Origin of the sequence: Rhodococcus sp. 06-470-2, from assembly GCF_002258235.1 — a bacterium.
Lineage (GTDB): Bacteria > Actinomycetota > Actinomycetes > Mycobacteriales > Mycobacteriaceae > Rhodococcoides.
Window position 1 is genome coordinate 254,499 of sequence record NZ_NOYB01000011.1, and the last position, 19,892, is coordinate 274,390.

The 19,892-nt window shown below is 64.3% G+C and carries 16 protein-coding genes and 1 tRNA gene; 13 read left to right on the forward strand and 4 right to left on the reverse strand.

The features are described from left to right. Positions 1 to 313: 313 nt before the first annotated feature. Together mfd and CH276_RS08155 are read left to right on the forward strand one after the other, a co-directional pair. Positions 314 to 3,892: a transcription-repair coupling factor gene (mfd, locus tag CH276_RS08150; RefSeq protein WP_235387239.1), complete on the forward strand. Its 3,579-nt coding sequence runs from the start codon at positions 314 to 316 to the stop codon at positions 3,890 to 3,892. Between the two features lie 2 nt (positions 3,893 to 3,894). Continuing rightward, the gene (locus CH276_RS08155; protein ID WP_094631260.1) at positions 3,895 to 4,809 is read left to right on the forward strand and encodes a MazG family protein; all 915 of its coding nucleotides are present in this window, start codon (positions 3,895 to 3,897) and stop codon (positions 4,807 to 4,809) included. Positions 4,810 to 4,847: 38 nt separating this feature from the next. Here the strand turns inward: CH276_RS08155 and CH276_RS08160 are convergent, their stop codons facing one another. The 4 genes from CH276_RS08160 to efeU form a co-directional block, all read right to left on the reverse strand. Next, entirely contained in the window at positions 4,848 to 5,489 is a 642-nt protein-coding gene (locus CH276_RS08160; RefSeq protein ID WP_094631261.1) for a dihydrofolate reductase family protein, read from the reverse strand. A gap of 208 nt (positions 5,490 to 5,697) precedes the next feature. Continuing rightward, complete coding sequence (gene efeB / locus CH276_RS08165; RefSeq protein ID WP_094631262.1) at positions 5,698 to 6,948, reverse strand: iron uptake transporter deferrochelatase/peroxidase subunit; 1,251 nt, start codon at positions 6,946 to 6,948, stop codon at positions 5,698 to 5,700. Next, the gene (efeO, locus tag CH276_RS08170; protein ID WP_094631263.1) at positions 6,929 to 8,068 is read right to left on the reverse strand and encodes an iron uptake system protein EfeO; all 1,140 of its coding nucleotides are present in this window, start codon (positions 8,066 to 8,068) and stop codon (positions 6,929 to 6,931) included. The genes efeB and efeO overlap by 20 nt, the downstream gene beginning before the upstream one ends. A 14-nt stretch (positions 8,069 to 8,082) precedes the next feature. Beyond that, on the reverse strand, positions 8,083 to 8,916 hold the full coding sequence (efeU, locus tag CH276_RS08175) for an iron uptake transporter permease EfeU (RefSeq protein ID WP_045200201.1): 834 nt from the start codon (positions 8,914 to 8,916) through the stop codon (positions 8,083 to 8,085). Between the two features lie 240 nt (positions 8,917 to 9,156). Here efeU and CH276_RS08180 point away from each other — a divergent pair, with 240 nt between their 5' ends. From CH276_RS08180 to CH276_RS08230, 11 genes are all read left to right on the forward strand, one after another. Continuing rightward, complete coding sequence (locus tag CH276_RS08180) at positions 9,157 to 9,867, forward strand: lytic transglycosylase domain-containing protein (RefSeq protein ID WP_373453938.1); 711 nt, start codon at positions 9,157 to 9,159, stop codon at positions 9,865 to 9,867. A gap of 87 nt (positions 9,868 to 9,954) precedes the next feature. After that, positions 9,955 to 11,241 (forward strand): phosphopyruvate hydratase, encoded by a 1,287-nt coding sequence (gene eno, locus CH276_RS08185; RefSeq protein WP_008718800.1) that lies wholly within the window; start codon positions 9,955 to 9,957, stop codon positions 11,239 to 11,241. Positions 11,242 to 11,275: 34 nt separating this feature from the next. After that, on the forward strand, positions 11,276 to 11,989 hold the full coding sequence (locus CH276_RS08190) for an FtsB family cell division protein (RefSeq protein WP_230596801.1): 714 nt from the start codon (positions 11,276 to 11,278) through the stop codon (positions 11,987 to 11,989). After that, positions 11,986 to 12,516 carry a DUF501 domain-containing protein gene (locus CH276_RS08195; RefSeq protein ID WP_032395686.1) on the forward strand — a complete coding sequence of 177 codons (531 nt, stop codon included), beginning with the start codon at positions 11,986 to 11,988 and terminating at the stop codon, positions 12,514 to 12,516. The genes CH276_RS08190 and CH276_RS08195 overlap by 4 nt, the downstream gene beginning before the upstream one ends. Beyond that, positions 12,513 to 13,457, forward strand: coding sequence for a Ppx/GppA phosphatase family protein (locus tag CH276_RS08200; protein ID WP_094631264.1), 945 nt, complete (start codon positions 12,513 to 12,515; stop codon positions 13,455 to 13,457). Before CH276_RS08195 ends, CH276_RS08200 begins: the two co-directional genes overlap by 4 nt. Positions 13,458 to 13,573: 116 nt before the next feature. Continuing rightward, entirely contained in the window at positions 13,574 to 15,025 is a 1,452-nt protein-coding gene (locus CH276_RS08205) for a short-chain fatty acid transporter (RefSeq protein ID WP_094631265.1), read from the forward strand. Between the two features lie 44 nt (positions 15,026 to 15,069). After that, positions 15,070 to 15,146, forward strand: a tRNA-Leu gene (locus CH276_RS08210). A 457-nt stretch (positions 15,147 to 15,603) separates the two neighbouring features. Continuing rightward, a complete protein-coding gene (locus CH276_RS28925) occupies positions 15,604 to 16,842 on the forward strand; it encodes a hypothetical protein (protein ID WP_254925917.1) in 1,239 nt (412 codons plus the stop codon). 46 nt (positions 16,843 to 16,888) lie between these two features. Continuing rightward, positions 16,889 to 18,115 carry a DUF4041 domain-containing protein gene (locus CH276_RS08220; protein ID WP_037176239.1) on the forward strand — a complete coding sequence of 409 codons (1,227 nt, stop codon included), beginning with the start codon at positions 16,889 to 16,891 and terminating at the stop codon, positions 18,113 to 18,115. A 278-nt stretch (positions 18,116 to 18,393) separates the two neighbouring features. Continuing rightward, positions 18,394 to 19,107 (forward strand): hypothetical protein, encoded by a 714-nt coding sequence (locus CH276_RS08225; protein WP_141214678.1) that lies wholly within the window; start codon positions 18,394 to 18,396, stop codon positions 19,105 to 19,107. Positions 19,108 to 19,135: 28 nt separating this feature from the next. Further along, positions 19,136 to 19,816, forward strand: a complete 681-nt coding sequence (locus CH276_RS08230; protein WP_141214679.1) for a hypothetical protein — start codon at positions 19,136 to 19,138, stop codon at positions 19,814 to 19,816. The last annotated feature ends 76 nt before the right edge of the window (positions 19,817 to 19,892 follow it).

A 19,892-nucleotide genomic window follows, 5' to 3' on the forward strand; every position in this document is an offset into this window, starting at 1 on the left:
CGGATACTCGCCGTTGACGGCATGTGAGGCGTCCGGATAGAGCCGGACGGTCCCGTCGGGCAGTGCTGCCGAGTCTCTCTCGACGATGCTCTGACGTAGCCCGTCGTCTCCCGCTCGCCGGGCTGTCGGCGTGCTCCCATAGACTCGGTCGTGACTGTGTGTGAGCAGCCATCGCCTCGACTCGCTTGTAGGAGCATTGCTGTTGTCTTCCGATTCTCTGCCTGCCATTTCTTCATCCGGGCCGGCCCCGATCGTTCCCGACGCGGCGCTGCAACTCTCGGGTCTGGCCAGCGTCGCGCTGACCGATTCGGCCATGGTGGCCGTCGCCGACGCGATCGGAACCGCCGAACACACACTCATCGGACCGCACTCGGTTCGCCCGTTCGTCGCCGCCGCGATCGCGCAGCACACGCAACTGTTGATCGTCACCGCCACCGGGCGTGAAGCGGACGATCTCACCGACGAACTCCGCCAGATCCTCGGCGGCGGTGTGGTCATGTTCCCGTCGTGGGAGACGCTTCCGCACGAGCGACTCTCGCCGAGCGCCGATACCGTCGGTAAGCGGCTCGACGTGCTCCGACGGCTCGCTCGCCCCGGCGACACCGATTACGGCGATCCTCTGCGCGTCATCGTCACCACCGTCCGCTCGCTGGTGCAACCGATGGCACCCGGTCTCGGCGAAATCGAACCCGTGACCCTCAAGGTCGGCCTCGACATCGACTTCGACGGCTTGATCCACCGACTCGTCGAGTTCGGCTACCTGCGCGTGGACATGGTCGGCAAGCGCGGCGAGTTCGCCGTCCGCGGCGGCATCCTCGACCTCTTCTCGCCGACGGCAGATCACCCGGTCCGCGTGGAATTCTGGGGCGACGAGATCACCGAGCTCCGCGCGTTCGCGGTCTCCGATCAGCGTTCGTTGCCCGATCACGAGGTCGATCTCGTCATCGCTCCGCCGTGCCGCGAACTGCTGCTCACCCAGGAGGTCCGTGACCGCGCCGCGGTCCTCGCAGCCGACAACGCCGGCGACACCGCGTTGGTGGAGATGCTCGACAAGCTGTCCGCAGGCGTCCCGGTGGAGGGCATGGAGGCGCTGCTGCCGCTGCTGCAACCGGGTGAGTTGCAGTTGCTCGCGGACACCCTCCCCGCGGGAACACACGTATTGCTCTGCGATCCCGAGCGAATCCGAACGCGCGCAACAGATCTGGTCCGCACCGGGCAGGAGTTCCTCGAAGCATCCTGGACGGCGGCGTCGATCGGAGGAGCTGCGCCGCTCGATACCTCCACTCTCGATACGTCCAGCCTCGAAGGTGCGTCTCTCGATCTCGGTGCCTCGGCCTACCGTTCACTTCGACAAGTTCGCGAATCGGCGCAGGTGCACGGTCGTCCGTGGTGGACCATCAGTCCGTTGGCATCCGGCAACGGTGAAGAAGTCGAACTCGCCGTCGATTCGGTCCCGGAGGTGCGGGGATCCGAGGAGGCGCTGACGGCCCTGTTCGCAACGTTGCGGGCGCACATCGCCACCGGTGGTCGTGCGGTCATCTCCGTCGCGGGTGCAGGTACCGCCTCCCGCATCATCGAACGCCTCGCCGAGGCCGAAGTGCCTGCGGCACATCTCGATTCCGGTGCGGTCCCCGTCGCCGACGTCGTGAATGTCCTGTGCGGATCGTTGCACGACGGCCTGGTCTTTCCCGATGCGAAACTCGTGGTCGTCACCGAGAGCGATCTGACCGGCAACCGCGTGGCCGCAGCGGGCGAGGGGCGCAAGCTCCCGGCGAAGCGTCGCAACCAGGTCGATCCGCTCGCCCTCGTCGCCGGCGACAGCGTCGTGCACGATCAGCACGGCATCGGTCGATTCGTCGAGATGGTCGAACGCACCATCGGCGGCGCCCGACGCGAATACCTCGTGGTCGAATATGCACCGAGCAAGCGGGGCCATCCAGGCGACCGACTCTTCGTCCCGATGGACTCGCTCGATCAGCTCTCGCGTTACGTCGGCGGCGAGCTGCCGGCTCTGAGCAAGCTCGGCGGGTCCGATTGGGCCAACACCAAACGCAAGGCGCGCAAGGCAGTTCGCGAGATCGCCGGCGAACTCGTGCAGCTGTACGCCGCTCGTCAGGCAGCGCCCGGGCACGCTTTCGGGCCCGACACCCCGTGGCAGCTCGAAATGGAAGATGCGTTCGGGTTCACCGAGACCGTCGACCAGATGACCGCCATTACCGACGTCAAGGCCGACATGGAGAAGGCGGTGCCGATGGACCGCGTCATCCTCGGTGACGTCGGCTACGGCAAGACCGAGATCGCGGTTCGCGCCGCGTTCAAGGCGGTGCAGGACGGCAAGCAGGTGGCCGTGCTGGTTCCGACAACGCTTCTGGCACAACAACATCTGCAGACCTTCACCGCTCGGATGGCGTCGTTCCCGGTGACGGTGAAGGGGCTCTCCCGCTTCACTCACGGCTCCGAATCCAAAGAGGTCATGGCCGGGCTGGCCGACGGAACGGTCGACATCGTCGTCGGTACGCACCGCTTGCTGCAGACCGGTGTGGCCTGGAAGGACCTCGGTCTGGTCATCGTCGACGAGGAGCAGCGCTTCGGCGTCGAGCACAAGGAGCACATCAAGTCGCTCCGGACCCACGTAGACGTGCTGACGATGTCTGCGACGCCGATTCCGCGAACACTCGAGATGAGCCTGGCCGGAATCCGGGAGATGTCGACCATCCTCACACCGCCGGAGGAGCGGCACCCGGTGCTCACGTACGTGGGTGCGTACAACGACAAGCAGGTGGCCGCGGCCATCAGGCGCGAGCTGCTGCGCGACGGCCAGGTGTTCTTCGTGCACAACCGAGTCAGCTCGATCGACAAGGCGGCCAAGAAGATTCGTGATCTGGTGCCCGAGGCGCGGGTGGCGACGGCGCACGGTCAGATGAACGAGGAAACACTCGAACGCACCGTGCAGGGCTTCTGGCAGCGCGAGACCGACGTGCTGGTGTGTACCACCATCATCGAGACCGGTCTCGACATCTCCAATGCCAACACGCTGATCGTCGAGCGATCCGATTCGCTGGGCCTCTCTCAGTTGCACCAGCTGCGAGGCCGAGTGGGCCGTAGTCGCGAGCGCGGTTACGCATATTTCCTGTATCCGCCGGAGAAGCCGCTCACCGAGACCGCATACGACCGGCTGGCGACCATCTCGCAGAACTCCGATCTCGGTGCCGGTATGGCCGTGGCGATGAAGGACCTCGAAATCCGTGGTGCCGGAAACGTTCTGGGCGCGGAGCAGTCCGGTCACGTCGCAGGCGTCGGATTCGACCTGTACGTGCGGCTCGTCGGTGAAGCGGTAGAGGCGTACCGCGCGGCCGCCGACGGTAAGCCCATCACCACCGACGAGGCACCCAAGGAAGTGCGCATCGACCTGCCCGTCGACGCCAACATCCCACCCGACTACGTCACCAGCGATCGATTGCGGCTCGAGGGCTATCGAAAGCTCGCTGCGGCAGCCGATTCCGAGGGCATCGACGCCGTCATCGACGAACTCGTCGACCGGTACGGTCCGCTGCCCGAGGAGGTCGGCCGCCTGGTCTCCATCGCCAAGCTGCGCCTGATCGCCAAGGAATACGGCCTGACCGACGTCAACGTCGCCGGAACGCAGGTGAAGCTGGCCCCCATGGATCTGCCCGATTCGAAGCAGATCCGCCTCAAGCGGCTGTACCCGAGTGCTGCGTACCGGGCCACCACCGGTGTGGTGCAGCTGCCGCTGCCGCGCGTCGAGGGCGGCGGCGTGGGGGCGGCGCGCGTACGCGACGTCGAATTGGTCCAGTTCATCGCCGATCTCATCCTATCCTTGGACGGGAAACCATCTCGGTCGGTGTTGCTGGAGCAAACAGTGGGGGTGTAGCGGTGACGGTAGTTCTGCTCGACCCGGTCCGTCCCACGCAGGTCCCGGTGGACGCCGTCGAATTTCTGGGCGAGCCCGTGCAATTCACCGAAGAAGTGCCGGTGCGAGTGCGGTGGCTGTTCTCCGGAACCGCTGCGCCCGACGCCGTCGACGCTGTTCTGGTGAGCACCGACCCGGCCAACCCCGACGTTCAGGAACGGATCGGGCTCGGCGAACGCATCATCGCCGCCGAGAAGCTCCCCGGTGACGACCTGATCGCGGCGGTCCGATTGATGGATCGGCTGCGCACACTCGGCGGCTGGGAAGCGCAGCAGACCCACGAGTCGTTGCGCGGGTACCTGCTGGAAGAAACGTACGAGCTGCTCGACGCCATCGCAGCGGGCAACTTGGTGGACCTGCGCGAAGAACTTGGAGACCTGTTGCTGCAGGTGCTCTTTCATTCCAGGATTGCTCAGGATGCTGCCGAGAACGCATTCGACGTCGACGACGTCGCTGCGGGACTCGTCGCCAAGCTCACCCACCGCAGTCCGCACCTCGGTCGAACGGGCAACGGCCCCATCGACATCGCCGAGCAGGAGCGAGCCTGGGAAGAGCAGAAGGCTTCGGAGAAGGCACGCGGATCCTGCGTCGACGGAATCGCCCTGTCTCAGCCGTCACTGGCACTGGCACAGAAGGTGATCGGCCGCGCCACCAAGGCAGGCCTGCCCGACGAACTGATTCCCGACGGCCTTCGCGTCGTAAACATCGGAGTCGATCACTCGCACGGCGGAGACAGTGCCGAGGACCTGCTTCGGCGTCGGGTATTGGATTTTGCATCCCTGATCCGCAACGCCGAAGCCTCGGCCCGCAACGCCGGCATCGCGCCCGGGGAGATGTCTGCACTCGACTGGATCGAGCACTGGGGTCTGCGGGGCTGAGGGTTCCCATCCACCCCTCGTACCTCGATCCGGACCTGCTACCTGCGCCAGAACAGATGGTGGTTGACGCCGCTGCTGCTGGGGATCACCTCGTGTTCGAATCTGTCGTTCAGTTCGTCGGGGGAGTCCCACAGCTTCAGGCCCGAGCCGAATTCGATGGGCGAGACGGCGATGTGCAGGGTGTCGACGAGGTCGGCGTCGAGGAATTCTCGGATGCTGGTGACGCCACCGCCGAGTCGCACGTCCTTACCGCCCGCGGCCTCCTTTGCCTGTGTCAATACCTCGGCGGGCTCGCCATCGACGAAGTGGAACGTGGTGTCGGACAGTGTGATCGATGGTCGCGCGTGGTGGGTGAGGACGAAGACGGGGGTGTGGAACGGCGGTTCGTCACCCCACCAGCCCTGCCATTCGTGGTCGGTCCACGGTCCGCGTTGGGGTCCGAACTTGTTCCGGCCCATGATCTCGGCACCGATGTTGTTGGAGAAGTCGCGGGCGAGGTAATCGTCGAGTCCGCGACTGCCGCCCGAACCGGCGTTTCCAGGAAAGCTGGCGGTGGCGAAGTACCACCTCATCAGTGCCAGATGGTCGAGACCGAACGGGTTCTCGAAGCTTTGGTCCGGCCCCGCAGCAATTCCGTCGCTCGAGATGGTGAAGTTCTGTACCCGAACCAGCTGTCCCATGTGTGCTCCCGAAGTCGATGATGATGATGATGTACGACGTATGGACCGAGCCGACCGTACTAACTCACCGCCCGCCTGTGTCAATGGACCCTTGCAGCGGTCAGACGTGTGCAATGCGCCATCGACGCAGGCCGGGGTCGTGCGTGAATGGACCATTGCAGCGGCCAGACGCATGCAAGGGTCCATTGACGCCGACGCGGGGACCGGTCTACTCGAACAGCGTCGAACCCCAGTAGTCCGATTCTCCGACGCCGGGAGGGCAGGCGAATACCGCCGATCCCATGTGTTGGATGTATTCGTTCAATGCGTCCTTGCGGGAGAGGGCCAGTTGCATCGGGACGAATTGGGTCAGTGGGTCGCGGCAGTAGGCGATGAAGAACAGTCCGGCGTCGAGGTGGCCGAAGCCGTCGGAACCGTCGGTGAAGTTGTATCCCCGACGCAGGAGCTGGACGCCGCCGAGGTTTTCCTTGGACGCCAGGCGCACGTGGGCGGTCTTGTCGATGAAGGTGCCCTCGGGCCCTTGGGATTCGAAGTCGAGTGCGTCGAATTCGTCCTTCTGACCCAGCGGCGCACCGGTTCCTTTGCTGCGCCCGATCACTCGTTCTTGTTCCTTGAGCGTGGTGCGGTCCCAGGATTCGATGAGCATGCGGATGCGTCGGGCCACGAGGTAGGAGCCGCCTGCCATCCATTCCTGATCGTCCTCGGGGGCAACCCACACGTTCTCGTCGAGCAGCGTCGGGTCCTCGGCCTTGAGGTTGGCGGTTCCGTCCTTGAAGCCGAACAGGTTTCGCGGCGTTGCCTGGGTGGTCGAGGTGGAAGAGGTTCGCCCGAAGCCGAGTTGCGACCACTTCACCGACACCGTGCCGAAGCCGACGCGGGCGAGGTTGCGGATTGCGTGGACGGCCACCTGCGGGTCGTCGGCGCAGGCCTGGATGCACAGGTCACCGCCGGAGCGGCGGGGGTCGAGATTGTCGGCCGGAAAATGTTGCAGATCGGCAAGTGACGCAGGTCTTTTCGAGGCCAGGTCGAATCGGTCGAACAGAGAAGGCCCGAATCCGATCGTCAACGTCAGCGATGACGCGTTCAGGCCGAGGGCCTCGCCTGTATCCGCGGGAGGGTTGTACTGGCCACCGTCGACAGCACCGCCGTCGAAGGTTTCCTCGCCCTTGGTGAGGCGTTCGGCCATCAGGGTCCACTTCTTCAGCAGCGCAACGAAGTCGTCGCGGGAGTCGGTGGTGATGTCGAACGCGACGAAGTGCATGCGATCCTGCGCCGGGGTGACGATTCCGGCCTGGTGGTCTCCACGAAACTCGACGACATCCGACGCGGGCACCTCGGCTCCGGAGGCCGTCGCATGTCCGGCGATTGCGCCGACTCCGACGAGCGCAGCACCGGTCCCGACGGCACCGAAGAGGCGCCGTCGGGAGAATTGCCCAGTCTTATTGTCCGGCAACGACACCCTGCACCTGGCTCACTTCGGCGGACAATGCGTCGATCTTGTTGGACAGTTCCTGACGCTGCGGTTCGGTCACGGTGTCGTAGAAGACGAAACCGTCGCCGCTGCGGTACTTGGCGAGTTCGGCATCGAGTTCGGCGAAGCGCGCGTCGATGGCAGTGCCCAGTTCGGCGTTGCGCTCGTCGAGGATCGGACGAACGGCGGCGATGGCGGCCTGCGAGCCGTCGACGTTGGCCTGGAAGTCCCACAGGTCGGTGTGCGAGAAGAAGTCCTCTTCACCGCTGATCTTGGTCTTGGCGACCTCGTCGAGCAATCCCTGCGCGCCGCCTGCCACCTGGATGGGGTCGATGGTGAAGTCGTCGGCCTTGATCTTGTCGGCGAGCTCGGTGATGTCGGCCTCGAGCTGATCGGCCATCGCGTTCGTGTCGGGCTGCAGGCCCTGCGTCCACAGATCCTTTTCGATGCGGTGGAAGCCGGTCCATTCGGCTCCGGGCTCCACGTCGGGCTCACGCAGGTCGATACGCGGGTCGAGATCGTCGGGGAAGCTCTCGGCGACGGGCTCGATGCGCTCGTAATAGCTACGCGCAATGGGGAACTGCGCCTTGGCCGCGGCCACATCTCCGCTCTTGACGGCGGTGACGAACGAGGTGGTGGTGTCCTGCAGTGCGTCGATCTGGCTGACGACGTAGCGCTTGTAGCCCGCCGCGGCCTCGGCGAGCAGCCCGTCCTCGCCCGCCGAGCGGACCGACTCGCCGGTCACCACGAAGTCCGCGCGCACGCCGTCGCCCACCATGCCTGCCTTGCAGGCGGTTTGGTACGTGCCCGGGTCGGGAAGGGCGACGATGAGCTGACGCGTCAGGCCGGGTCCGATGTTCTCCACCTCACCCATGACGCGGTCACCCTCGCCGTAGACGTAGAACTCGGTGACCTTGCTGCCGTTGTTGGTGATCTGGAAGGTCGAGTTGCCGGTGGTGCCCTCGGATGCGCTCACATCGCAGGAGGAGTCCGTCGCGGTGACGGCGATATCGCCCGATGCGGCCTCGGTGGAGGACTTTTCGGTGCATCCGGCCAATGCCATCGGCAGAACCGCGACTGCGGCCAGGGCGAAGGTGGAACGACGCATGGTGGTGGTGCCTTTCAGGAGTTCTGAAGTACAGGCTCGGGAGCCGCGGGAACGCGGACCGGGCGGAGGAAGAGGAACAACACGATCACGATGTAGAGCACCCACGCGATCGCCTGGAAAACAGTGGGCTCGGGACGGAAGTTGAAGATGCCGCCGAGCACGGTGCCGTACCAGCTCGAGGCGTCGAAGTGAGCGCTGATGTCGAAGGCGACTGCGCTGCCGCCGGGCAAAATGCCGCCGATCTGCAGCGCGCGGATGCCGTAGGCGAGGATTCCGGCGGCGACCACGATCAGGAAGATGCCGGTGTACTTGAAGAACACGGCGAAGTTGATGCGGACGGCACCGAAGTACAGGAACACCGTCAGCACGGCGGCGACAACGATGCCGAGCAGGAGTCCGAGCAGTGGCCACAGGCTGCCGTTGGTGTTCTCGGCATAGCCGACCATGAGCAATGCGGTTTCGACGCCTTCGCGCCCGACGGCGAAGAAGGACAGCGTGAGTACTGCGGCGGGGCCGACGGTGAGTGCTTTCTCCATGTTCGCCCGCAGTTCGCCGGAGATGTTCTTGGCGGCGGTGCGCATCCACAGCACCATCGCGGTCACGATGACGACGGCCACGAGCGAGGCGGCTCCGGCGATTATTTCGGCGGTCAGTCCGGTGACGGTGGAGGTGCCGTAGTGGATCACGAAGAAGATGGCGGCGACCATGGCGACGGCCAGGCCGACTCCGAGCCAGACCCACTTGAGCGCGTCGCGTCGTTCGGCTTTGACGAGGAACGCGACGAGGATCATCACGACGATGCCGGTCTCGAGCCCTTCGCGCAGGCCGATCAAGCCACTACCGAACATCTGGGTGGCGATCGACGGCGCTGAACCGGCGGCGAGAACGACTGTGGACACGGGTGATGCTCCTGTGATGCGTCGAACATTGGTACGCCTTCCCTCTCAAAGGGTAGGCGACCCTCATGAATGAAGGCTGCCCAGAACATACACCCTGCAACCCAACCCGAACACGCGTTGACCAGGGGTTATCTCGGCCTTTAGCTTTCTATTACCTTGCGTGTGCAGGATGGAGTGGTGATCTCCCGTATCTGCGTGCTCGCCACAGCGTCGCTCCTTCTTGCATTGACGGCGTGCGGCACCGGCGAACCGAAACGCGAGATTCCCGAGGGCATCCCGCCCGGACCCGGCACGGAAGTACCGGCCATCGACTTCAACGCGCCCGGACGCACGGCCGACTTGTTGCTCGCGTGGGCCGAACCCCAGACCGACGCGTTGGGCATCTCGGTGACCGCCCTGGCGTCGTACGGGCACGCTGCGGCGATCATGACCGAGACGGACGCCGACTGCGGAATCGCGTGGACGACACTCGCCGGCATCGGCTACATCGAGAGTCGCCACGGCACGTACCAGGGCTCGTCGGTGGCACCCGACGGTCTCGTCGCACCGCCGATTCGCGGAATCCCGCTCGACGGCGGACCGGGCGTCGCCGAGATTCCGGACACCGACGGTGGCGTCATGGACGGCGACACCGAGTTCGATCGGGCCATGGGCCCCATGCAGTTCATTCCCGAGACCTGGAAGAAGTGGGGCGTCGATGCCAACGGTGACGGCGTCGCCGATCCGGACAACATCGACGACGCCGCGCTGACGGCGGCGCGTTACCTCTGCGCCCGCGGCGGTGATCTGCGGACGGCGCAGGGCTGGGAGAGCGCGCTGATGGCGTACAACCTGTCGGGTCAGTATCTGCGGGACGTGCGCGATCGAGCGGCCGCGTACTCGGTGGGCACCAGGCCGTAGATCTCCGTGCATCGCGGGAGGCACCGGGAAGCGGCTAGTCTTGCACCCGGCACAGTCCGCCGGTCCCCGTTACTAGGAGAAGCATTCGTGGCCATCATTGAGCAGGTCGGAGCTCGCGAGATCCTCGATTCCCGTGGCAACCCCACGGTTGAGGTCGAGGTCGCATTGGACGACGGGACGTTGACCCGTGCAGCCGTTCCCTCCGGCGCATCCACCGGTGAGCACGAGGCCGTCGAGCTTCGTGACGGCGGAGACCGCTACGGCGGCAAGGGCGTCGAGAAGGCAGTCAACGCGGTCCTCGACGAGATCGCACCGGCGGTCATCGGCCTCGACGCCATCGAGCAGCGCACCGTCGACCAGGCTCTGCTCGATCTGGACGGCACGCCCGACAAGTCTCGCCTCGGCGCGAACTCCCTGCTGGGTGTTTCGCTCGCCGTCGCCAAGGCCGCGGCCGAGTCCACCGGCCTCGAGCTCTTCCGCTACCTCGGCGGCCCGAACGCCCACATCCTGCCGGTCCCGATGATGAACATCATCAACGGTGGCGCACACGCAGACAGTGGCGTCGACGTGCAGGAATTCATGATCGCGCCGATCGGTGCACCCACGTTCAAGGAATCGCTGCGCTGGGGTGCCGAGGTCTACCACGCCCTCAAGTCCGTACTCAAGGCCAAGGGTCTGTCCACCGGCCTCGGTGACGAGGGTGGCTTCGCTCCCGACCTCGCCGGCACCAAGGCTGCCCTCGACCTGATCCTCGAGGCCATCGGCAAGACCGGCCTCAAGCCCGGACAGGACGTCGCCCTCGCGCTCGACGTTGCGGCCACCGAGTTCTACACCGCGGGCACCGGCTACGCCTTCGAGCGCGAGACCAAGTCCGCCGAGCAGATGTCGGCCTTCTACGGTGAGCTCGTCGACGCCTACCCGCTGGTCTCCATCGAGGATCCGCTCGACGAGAACGACTGGGACGGCTGGGTTGCCCTCACCGAGTCGATCGGCGACAAGGTTCAGCTCGTCGGCGACGATCTGTTCGTCACCAACCCCGAGCGTCTCGAAGACGGCATCGTCAAGGGTGCGGCCAACGCGCTGCTGGTCAAGGTCAACCAGATCGGCACGCTCACCGAGACCCTCGACGCCGTCGATCTCGCGCACCGCAACGGCTACAAGACGATGATGAGCCACCGGTCGGGTGAGACCGAGGACACCACCATCGCTGACCTGGCAGTTGCTGTCGGCAGCGGCCAGATCAAGACCGGTGCTCCGGCTCGAAGCGAGCGCGTGGCCAAGTACAACCAGTTGCTGCGTATAGAAGAAGCTCTGGGCGACGCGGCGCGTTACGCCGGCGAGTTGTCTTTCCCCCGGTTCAATTACGAGGGATAGCGAACAGGCACGTATGGCACGAAGTGGAGAGTGAATGATGGCACGGCGCGGCAGGTCCGGGACCAGTCCAGGTGGACGTGATCCCCGACCCCGCGGCCGGTCCTCCACATCGAGTCGGTCCAAGGCCGGGGGCGTCTCTCGCGAGGAGAATGCCTCCGGCCGGCAGGCCACCCCACCGGAACCCTCGGATCAGGCGCGCGACGCCGTGGTCGGCGGCAAGGCCGCGCCCCGGCGCGTCGGTGTTCGTCGACCCAAGATGCCCGAGCGGACGTTCTTCGGACTGTCCACCGGCCGAGCCGTCATCCTCGGTGTCGTGGTGTGCGCGCTGGCGTTGACGCTGGCCGTGCCGCTGCGTACGTATTTCTCGCAACGCAGTGAGCTCGAGTCCGTCTTGGCCGAGCGTCAGACCCTGCAGGACGAGGTGGACGCGCTCCAGACCCAGAAGTCGCAGCTCGACGAGCCGTCGCGCATTGCGGCCGACGCTCGCGAACGGCTGCGTTTCGTCATGCCGGGGGAGACGCCGTATCAGGTGCAGTTGCCCGGCGATTACTCGCCGAGCTCCGCGGACCTCGCCGTGGACAACACGCCGACGGGACCGTGGTTCACCGAACTGTGGAACACCGCCGTCCAGCCGCAGGGATCGAACGAACCCCCGGAGCCGACGTCCGCACCCATGCCACTCGTACAGCCAGAACCCGCACCGGCCGCGCCGGCGGTGCCAGAACCAGAAGGAGGACCGGTCGGGTGAATTCCTCGGCAGTCTCGCAGGAAGATCTCGATGCGGTCGCAGCGCAGCTCGGACGTGAACCGCGTGGCGTACTCGAGATCGCATACCGATCTCCGGACGGCAGGCCGGGTGTGGTGAAAACCGCCCCGAAGCTGCCCGACGGCACGCCTTTTCCCACTCTGTTCTATCTGACGGATCCGCGGCTGACGGCCGAGGCCAGTCGACAGGAATCGGCCGGGGTGATGCGGGAGATGACCGAGCGTCTCGGTACCGATCCCGAACTGGCCGCGGCATACTTGCGCGCACATCAGTCGTATCTGGCAGAGCGTGACGAGATCGAATCTCTCGGAACGGATTTCACCGGCGGCGGTATGCCCGATCGCGTCAAGTGCCTGCACGTGCTCATCGCGCATTCGTTGGCCAAGGGTCCGGGCGTCAACCCGCTGGGTGACGAGTCGGTTGCGTTGGCAGCGGAGAACTCGTTGCGCGGCAAGGCAATTCCGGCCGATTGGCCGACCATCGAAGAACTACGTGCGGAGAAGCAATGACCAGGGTTGCAGCAATCGATTGCGGCACCAACTCGATCCGCCTGCTCGTCGCAGACAACAACGGTAAGTCGCTCGCCGACGTCGCTCGCGAGATGCGAGTGGTACGGCTCGGGCAAGGCGTCGACGCTACCGGAGCATTCGTGCCCGAAGCGATCGAGCGCACCCGCGTGGCATTGGTCGAGTACGCGGAGATCATTCGCAAGACCGGGGCCACAGCAGTGCGGATGGTCGCCACCTCGGCCACTCGGGATGCGTCCAATCGAGAGGACTTCTTCTCGATGGTGCGTGAGGTGCTCGGCAAGGTCATCTCCGGTGCCGAGGCCGAAGTGATCACCGGCGACGAGGAAGCACGACTGTCGTTCGCCGGTGCAGTCGGTGAACTCGACTCTGCCGCAGGGCCTTTCCTGGTGGTCGATCTGGGTGGTGGTTCCACCGAGCTCGTGCTGGGCGACGCCAAGGGCGTCAAGTCCGCGTTCTCGGCCAACATCGGCTGCGTACGCCTCACCGAACGGTTCCTGCACAGTGACCCACCCACTGTCGACGAGATCAACGGTGCGCGTGAGTACGCCCGCGAGAAGTTGGCGGAGGCGTTCGAGGAAGTGTCGATCGGTGACGCGTCGAGCTGGGTGGGGGTGGCCGGCACGATGACCACCATCGCGGCCATCGCCAAGGAACTACCCGAGTACGACGCGGACGCCGTGCATCTTTCGCGAGTGCCGTTCGATCAGCTCTTCGAGGTGTGCGAGCGACTGATCGGCATGACGCATACGCAGCGAAGCGCGTTGGGCCCCATGCACCCCGGACGGGTCGACGTCATCGGCGGCGGTGCAATTGTGTGCAGCGTATTGGCCGAGGAGTTCGAGCGACGCGGTGCCGTGAGCTCGTTGACGGTCAGTGAGCACGACATTCTCGACGGCATCGCGATGTCCATCAAGATCTGATCTGCATTTCTGCAGAGGCGGTCTGCGGCGATGTCGGTTGCATCGCTGCGTCATTCGGTGAAGCCTTACAGGTGCTGTGGCCCACGTCACGGCTCCCTTCGAGGTGAGGACCACCGATGACGTCACCCGCCGAACAGGCTGCGGCCGACCAGGCACCGGCCGAGAAAGGGCTGGCCCGCGTAGCGCAAGCGCTCGCCAAGGGGACCGAGAAGTGGTTTCCCGACGCGTACATCTTCGCTCTGGTCGGTGTGGTGGTCGTGGCTGTCGCTGCGTTCGCGAACGGGTCGTCTCCGCAGAATGTGGTCGACGCGTTCGGAAACGGCTTCTGGGACCTGACCGCCTTCACCCTGCAGATGGCGATGGTCGTTCTCACCGGCTACGTCGTGGCCACCTCTCCACCGGTCGCCAGATTGATCACACGGTTGGCGCAGGTGCCCAAGAGTTCAAGCAGCGCAGTCAGTTTCGTGGCACTGCTGTCCTGCTCGGTGTCGTTCCTGAACTGGGGTCTGAGCTTGGTGTTCGCCGGTCTGCTCGCCCGAGCCATCGCGCGGCGGGACGACCTGAGGACGGACTACCGAGCACTGGGGGCTGCGGCGTTCATGGGACTCGGGGCCGTGTGGGCGCTGGGAATGTCGTCCTCGGCCGCGCAGTTGCAGGCGACGGCAAGTTCGCTTCCGGCGACGCTGCTTTCGGTCACCGGTGTACTCGACTTCGGAACCACCATCTTCACGTGGCAGTCGTTGCTGATGTGCGTGATCATCATCGTTCTGACGGTCGTCATCGCGCACGTGTCCGCCCCCAAGGGTGCCGCGATCAAGACTGCCGCAGACATGAAGGTCGATCTCGACGACACCGTCGCCGAGCCTGCTCCGCGCAGCAGGCCGGGTGAGTGGCTCGAGTACAGTCGCATTCTTCCCCTCTTCGTCGGCGCAATGACCCTGGGATGGCTTGTCTCCCAACTGTTGACGCTGCCGGTGCTGTCGGTGGTCAGCAGTCTCAACGGCTATCTCTTGGTGTTCCTGATGCTCGGGCTCGTGCTGCACGGCACCCCGCGCCGCTTCCTCGATTCGGTGAGCAAGGCTGTCCCTGCGACCGCAGGCATCCTGGTGCAGTTCCCGCTGTACGCCGCGATGGCCGCCATGTTGACCAAGGCGGAGGGCCGGGGAAGCGTCACGATCTCCGAGCATCTGGCTACCTTCTTCACCGAGATCGGGTCCGGTGGAGGTTTCGCGGTGGTCATCGCGATCTATACCGTCGTACTCGGGCTCTTCGTCCCCTCGGGTGGCGGCAAGTGGCTGGTCGAAGCGCCGTACGTGATGCAGTCGGCGACGGATGTGCAGATGAACCTCGGTTGGACCGTCCAGATCTACAACGTCGCCGAGGCGTTGCCGAATCTGATCAACCCGTTCTTCATGCTGCCGCTGTTGGCCGTCCTGGGCCTGCGAGCGCGAGATCTGATCGGATTCACGTTCCTGCAGTTCATCTTCCACTTCCCTGTGGTCCTGCTGCTCGTGTGGCTCCTCGGTATGACCTTCGACTTCGTGCCGCCGGTCATCCCGGCCCAATAGCAGCCCGATATGATCGTCACCGCTGGAGCGAGAGTTCAGCGGTGGCCCCTATAGCCCAATTGGCAGAGGCAGCGGACTTAAAATCCGCACAGTGTCGGTTCGAGTCCGACTGGGGGCACCAGAGTCCATGTGGATCCGTTCTCGATTGCAGCACAACGTATTTCGAGAGTGTCGATGTACTGGGTGGACGCTAGCGGATGTGTACGGACCCCGAGGAGCAGCGGATTCTGCTCGTTGTCACAGAAATCGTGCGTTCGGCCGAGTTTGTGCTGCTCAGAGCGCTTTCGCAGGAGTGGGTATTGCCTCGAGTGTCATGGCTCGGTGTCACAGAATGTCACAAGTCATCACGAACTGGACGCGTGCGGCATTAGTCCGATCTGGCAAAAGGCTGCGCCGGTGACTCGATCTGTCGCGGCGCGGCAACGTCATCCGGAAGTGTCATTCGAGTAGATGAAGGGGCCGCTGGCCGAAGTCGAAGGGCACCGGATTTGTCTGGATGGGTCGCTACAGTGCAGGAACTCGCAACGATCAGAACAGAGGTGTCACGGGTGGCGAAGCGTCGAGGTTTTTTCGCGGAGATGCAGCACCAGAACCGGCTACGCGAACAACGTGACCGCCAGCAAGCACGGGCCCACGCTCAGGCGACTGCTCGAGCGGTGCGGTTGTCGGAAAAGGCGAGGCGCGATTGGGAGCGCGCGTGCGCCTCCGCCGACCGCGCGGCGAATCAAGCTTCGGCAGCCGCGGTCAAAGAACGCGCCCGCTTGCACGTGGAGGCGCAACTGGCAGAGGTCGAGGCGCGCAACGCCACCTTGGCAGAGAAGTACGAGGCGATCGACGGCATCCTGGCGGCCACACTGGACGTGGACGATTACGTCGACCTGAACGCTTTACGACAGAAGATCGAGCATCCGCCGTTCGATCGACCGGATCTGACTACACCGACACTTCCGCCTCCACCCCTACTGCTCCCACCGGAGCCGGTCTACGTCGAACCAGCTGCACCCGAGGGTCTCGGCTCCCTATTGGGGGGACGAAAACGCCATGTAGCAGCTGTGGAGCAAGCGCAGGCGATGTACTGGCAGCAGCGACAGGGATGGGAACATGCTGTCGCTCAACGCAATCACGCCCAGGAGGCCAACGAGCGCGCACACGGTGTCACCGAAGCGAACCGGCTACGGGCCCTTTCTGTCGCTCAGTCCGAGTACGAGGCGGAGTGTGCTGAACGCCGCAAACAGGTGATGCAGGCGAATGTCCAGTTGGAACGGCTGATGGTAGGGCTGCAGGAGGGTGAACCGAATGCGCTCGAAGAGTATGTTTCCATCGTGCTCGGGAATTCGGTGTACCCGGAATGTTTCGAGGTCCAACATGACTTCTTTTTTCACGGCCAGGATCGAGAACTCGAACTGACCGTTTCAGTACCCATTCCCTCGGATCTACCGACCGAGAAGTCGTTCAAGTACACCAAAGCAAGTGACACGATCACCAGCACGCCACTACCGCTGAAGGCGCGCAAGGATCGATATGCCACCGCAGTGGCCGAGGTCGCAGTCCGCACCGCACACGAAATTTTCGAGGCGGACCGTGACGGTGTGGTCAGCACGTTGTCGATGACAGTCGGGGTCGACACCGTGGACCCCGCCACTGGCCACCCCACTCGAATCACACTGGTTGAACTGGCGACAGACCGAACTGTCTTCGAGCGGCTCAATCTATCGGGCGTTCAGGCGGCCGCTACGCTCAAGCACTTGAATGCCGGTGTATCGAAGAATCCACATGACCTGATACCCGTGGGCAACACACGGGGAGTTCGCGGGTGAGTACCTATCAGAAAGACCCTGTCTGTGATCACACGTCTAGGACGCGATGACAGGCCCAGACGACACTATCCGGGCTCTTCGAACCACTCTGGTAGCCAAAGAGCGCGAGCTCAACGATCTGTTGGATCGGCTCAAAGTGGTCGAGCAAGAACGCGACGAGGCGCGATTGCACGCTGCGCGATGGGGCTCCTCACCAGAGCCAGCTTCGGGGCCCGCGCCTACTGGCGTGGTGGAGACCGACGACCGGATCGTGTTGCAGGAGGTGGGCATCTACACCTACCAGCACCCCCTGGAGAACGCCGAGCAATTCCGTGAACGATTGGCCACGGTTCGTGACGAGATCAAGGCTGCGGTCGTCGGCGGAGGGGCCATAGTCGCGTCGGACATGTTCAGCTTCAACAACTCTCTCGTCAAAGGCCGCAAGATGACTTCGGATCTGTCGAAGCTCATGCTGCGCGCCTACAACGCCGAGGCCGACATTTGTGTTCGTACCATCCGGGCGGGAAACCTCGCGACGGCCGTGAACCGTCTGGAGAAGGCTGCCGCGACGATCGCCAAGCTCGGAGACATGATGCAGATGCATGTCGCCGAGACCTATCACAGGCTTCGGGTAGAAGAACTCGAGCTCACAGCCGACTACATGATGAAAGTACAGGAAGAAAAACTCGCTCAACGTGAAGAGCGCGAGCGTCTCCGAGAGGAACGCAAGGTCGAGCAGGAACTGGCGGCGCAGCGGGAAAAGCTCGACAAGGAACGAGCGCACTATCAGAACGTGCTCGACTCCCTCGCCGGCCGCACCGATGCGGAGTCTCAGCGTATTCGAGACAAGTTGGGCGAACTCGACCAGGCCATCGCACAGAACGACTATCGTCGTGCCAACATTCGCGCTGGCTATGTTTACGTGATCAGCAACCGCGGTGCATTCGGACCGGATGTGGTCAAGATCGGTATGACGCGGCGGCTCGAACCGATGGACCGGGTCCGCGAGTTGGGGAGCGCCTCGGTACCGTTTCCATTCGATGTGCACGCGTTGTACTTCTCCGACGATGCCGTTGCCCTGGAGGGAGCGCTCCACGCTGCTTTCACGACTCGTAGACTGAACCACGCAAACCTCAGGCGAGAATTCTTCTTCGCCGAACCCGGCCAAGTGCGAGAGGTGTTGGCTCAGAAAGTGGGGAACCTGTTGGAGTACACGGAGGAACCCGAAGCGACGCAGTACTTTCAGAGTCGTGGTTCCTGGCCGACCAGCGTGCTGTCGCGGCCGGAAGTGTGATCAAGGCTTGGTTGGTGTCCGGTGAAACCGGCGCCAATAACGCTGTCCTGGTGCGCCCTTAGTACATGACGTTTCGTTCGTCGAGGCTGCACATGCATTGCTTTTCGTTGTGCTCGGAAGTCCGGGCGTGTTTACTGGTGTCTGGTGATCTCGCGCCCGTCGGCTTCGTTCGGCGGTTTCCCTAGTGCGCGGGCTTTCATATGTGGTTGCAGGAAGTCGAGGGTCGAACCCTCGAACAATTCGTGTACGACGGCGGGTCAGTGGCCGGTGCAGATTCGATGCGGCGATTACCGCCGTTCCATCGAGATCTGTTCGACGACTTTGTCTTCACCGCGTCGGCGGTAGCGGTGGGGGAGAGCGACTGGAGTAGATTCCCTATCGCGTGTATGGGCTATCTGTCGGCTGTCCACGGTGATCTTGCGTTGGTGCCGCCGCTGATCCCACCCGATACCGCGGCTGTGGTGGCGGGGGTGCTTTCCCGATTCACAAGGTTCAGATCCGGTGACAAGCGCGTCGCGGACGGGTCTCGCATCAACGAGGAACAGTATCGACTTGCCGAGGAGTTGTTCTTCGGTCTCGGTGCTGATCGTGGAGACGGCGTATGCGCGGCGGGGGCGCGTGCGCACAGCCGGATGTTGTCGGCGCGCATCGCGGACGGGTTCGTCCACCCGGCGATTGGGGCTCACCTGTGGAGTGATGTCCCCGCCGCACCGATGGCGCACCCGAACAGCGGTCCCGAGATCACCGTGCTCGAATCCGTGCAGACATTCGTCGCGACGTGGCGCGACTTCCCGGCCGAACGACCAGGCACCGAACGCGACATACTCACCGCCGCAAGGTGTGTGGGTTGGGCGGGCGTTGTGGCACCGATGGCTGCCGGTGACTCCAGCGGGTGGTTCGTACGCTCACCCGAGGGTGCTGGGACCGTCGGGGCTGAGGGCACTGTCGTTGGTGACCATGCCTCGGTCGATGCGGGCGATGACCCGGAATGAGGCCGGCGTCGTACTCAGTGATCGTGCAGTGACGGCAAACCGTCTCGGCTCCGGTACCGGCCGGGGAGGCTTCATCGCTCTTGTCGGTCAACTCGTCGATGCGATCGACCGGCAGGATCGGTGGGCAGTGGCGCGCCGCGCGACAGGTCGTTTGCTCGACGAGTTGTTGTCCGGGCAGTACGACGAATACTTCGGGGTGCCTACCACTTCGGCGGAGTGCCTCGGTCTCGACAATGCGCCGGTTGTGCTCGTCGACGACGGTCTGGCTATCGTCACTGCGCCTGTGATGCGCCGACACGTCGGTGTGGTGGGTGCCGTGTCGGCGCTTCTGGTGCAGGCCGAGGGTCGTGATGGCCCGTGGTTGGTGGCGTCGTTGACGCAGGACACGCTGTTGGACAGTGCGTTTCGGGGGCGGGTTCAGCACGAGGCGTTCGAGATCGACGCTGACCTCGAGATCATCGCTGCCCATGGTCCTCTCGATGCTCGCGCATCATCTATCGACTGGGTCGACGGCTCGGTGCTCCTGCGGCAGAGCGACACCGGTGTGACGACCGTTGCCGATGCGCGCGCCGAGGCCGCGACGTGGCCGCGGGAGAGTCGGCACTGGCTCGCCGACGACGGTCTCACGTTCGCGGGGTTGTATTTGCGTAGGTGCCACCCGGAACTGGTGCGTGAGTTCCCGCACCTATCGGTGTACACCCTCACGTGATGGTCCCCGTACAACCTCATATGTAGGTGCTCGGCGAGTCCTGTCGTAACTCGCCCACGACAAGGGCCACCCTTCG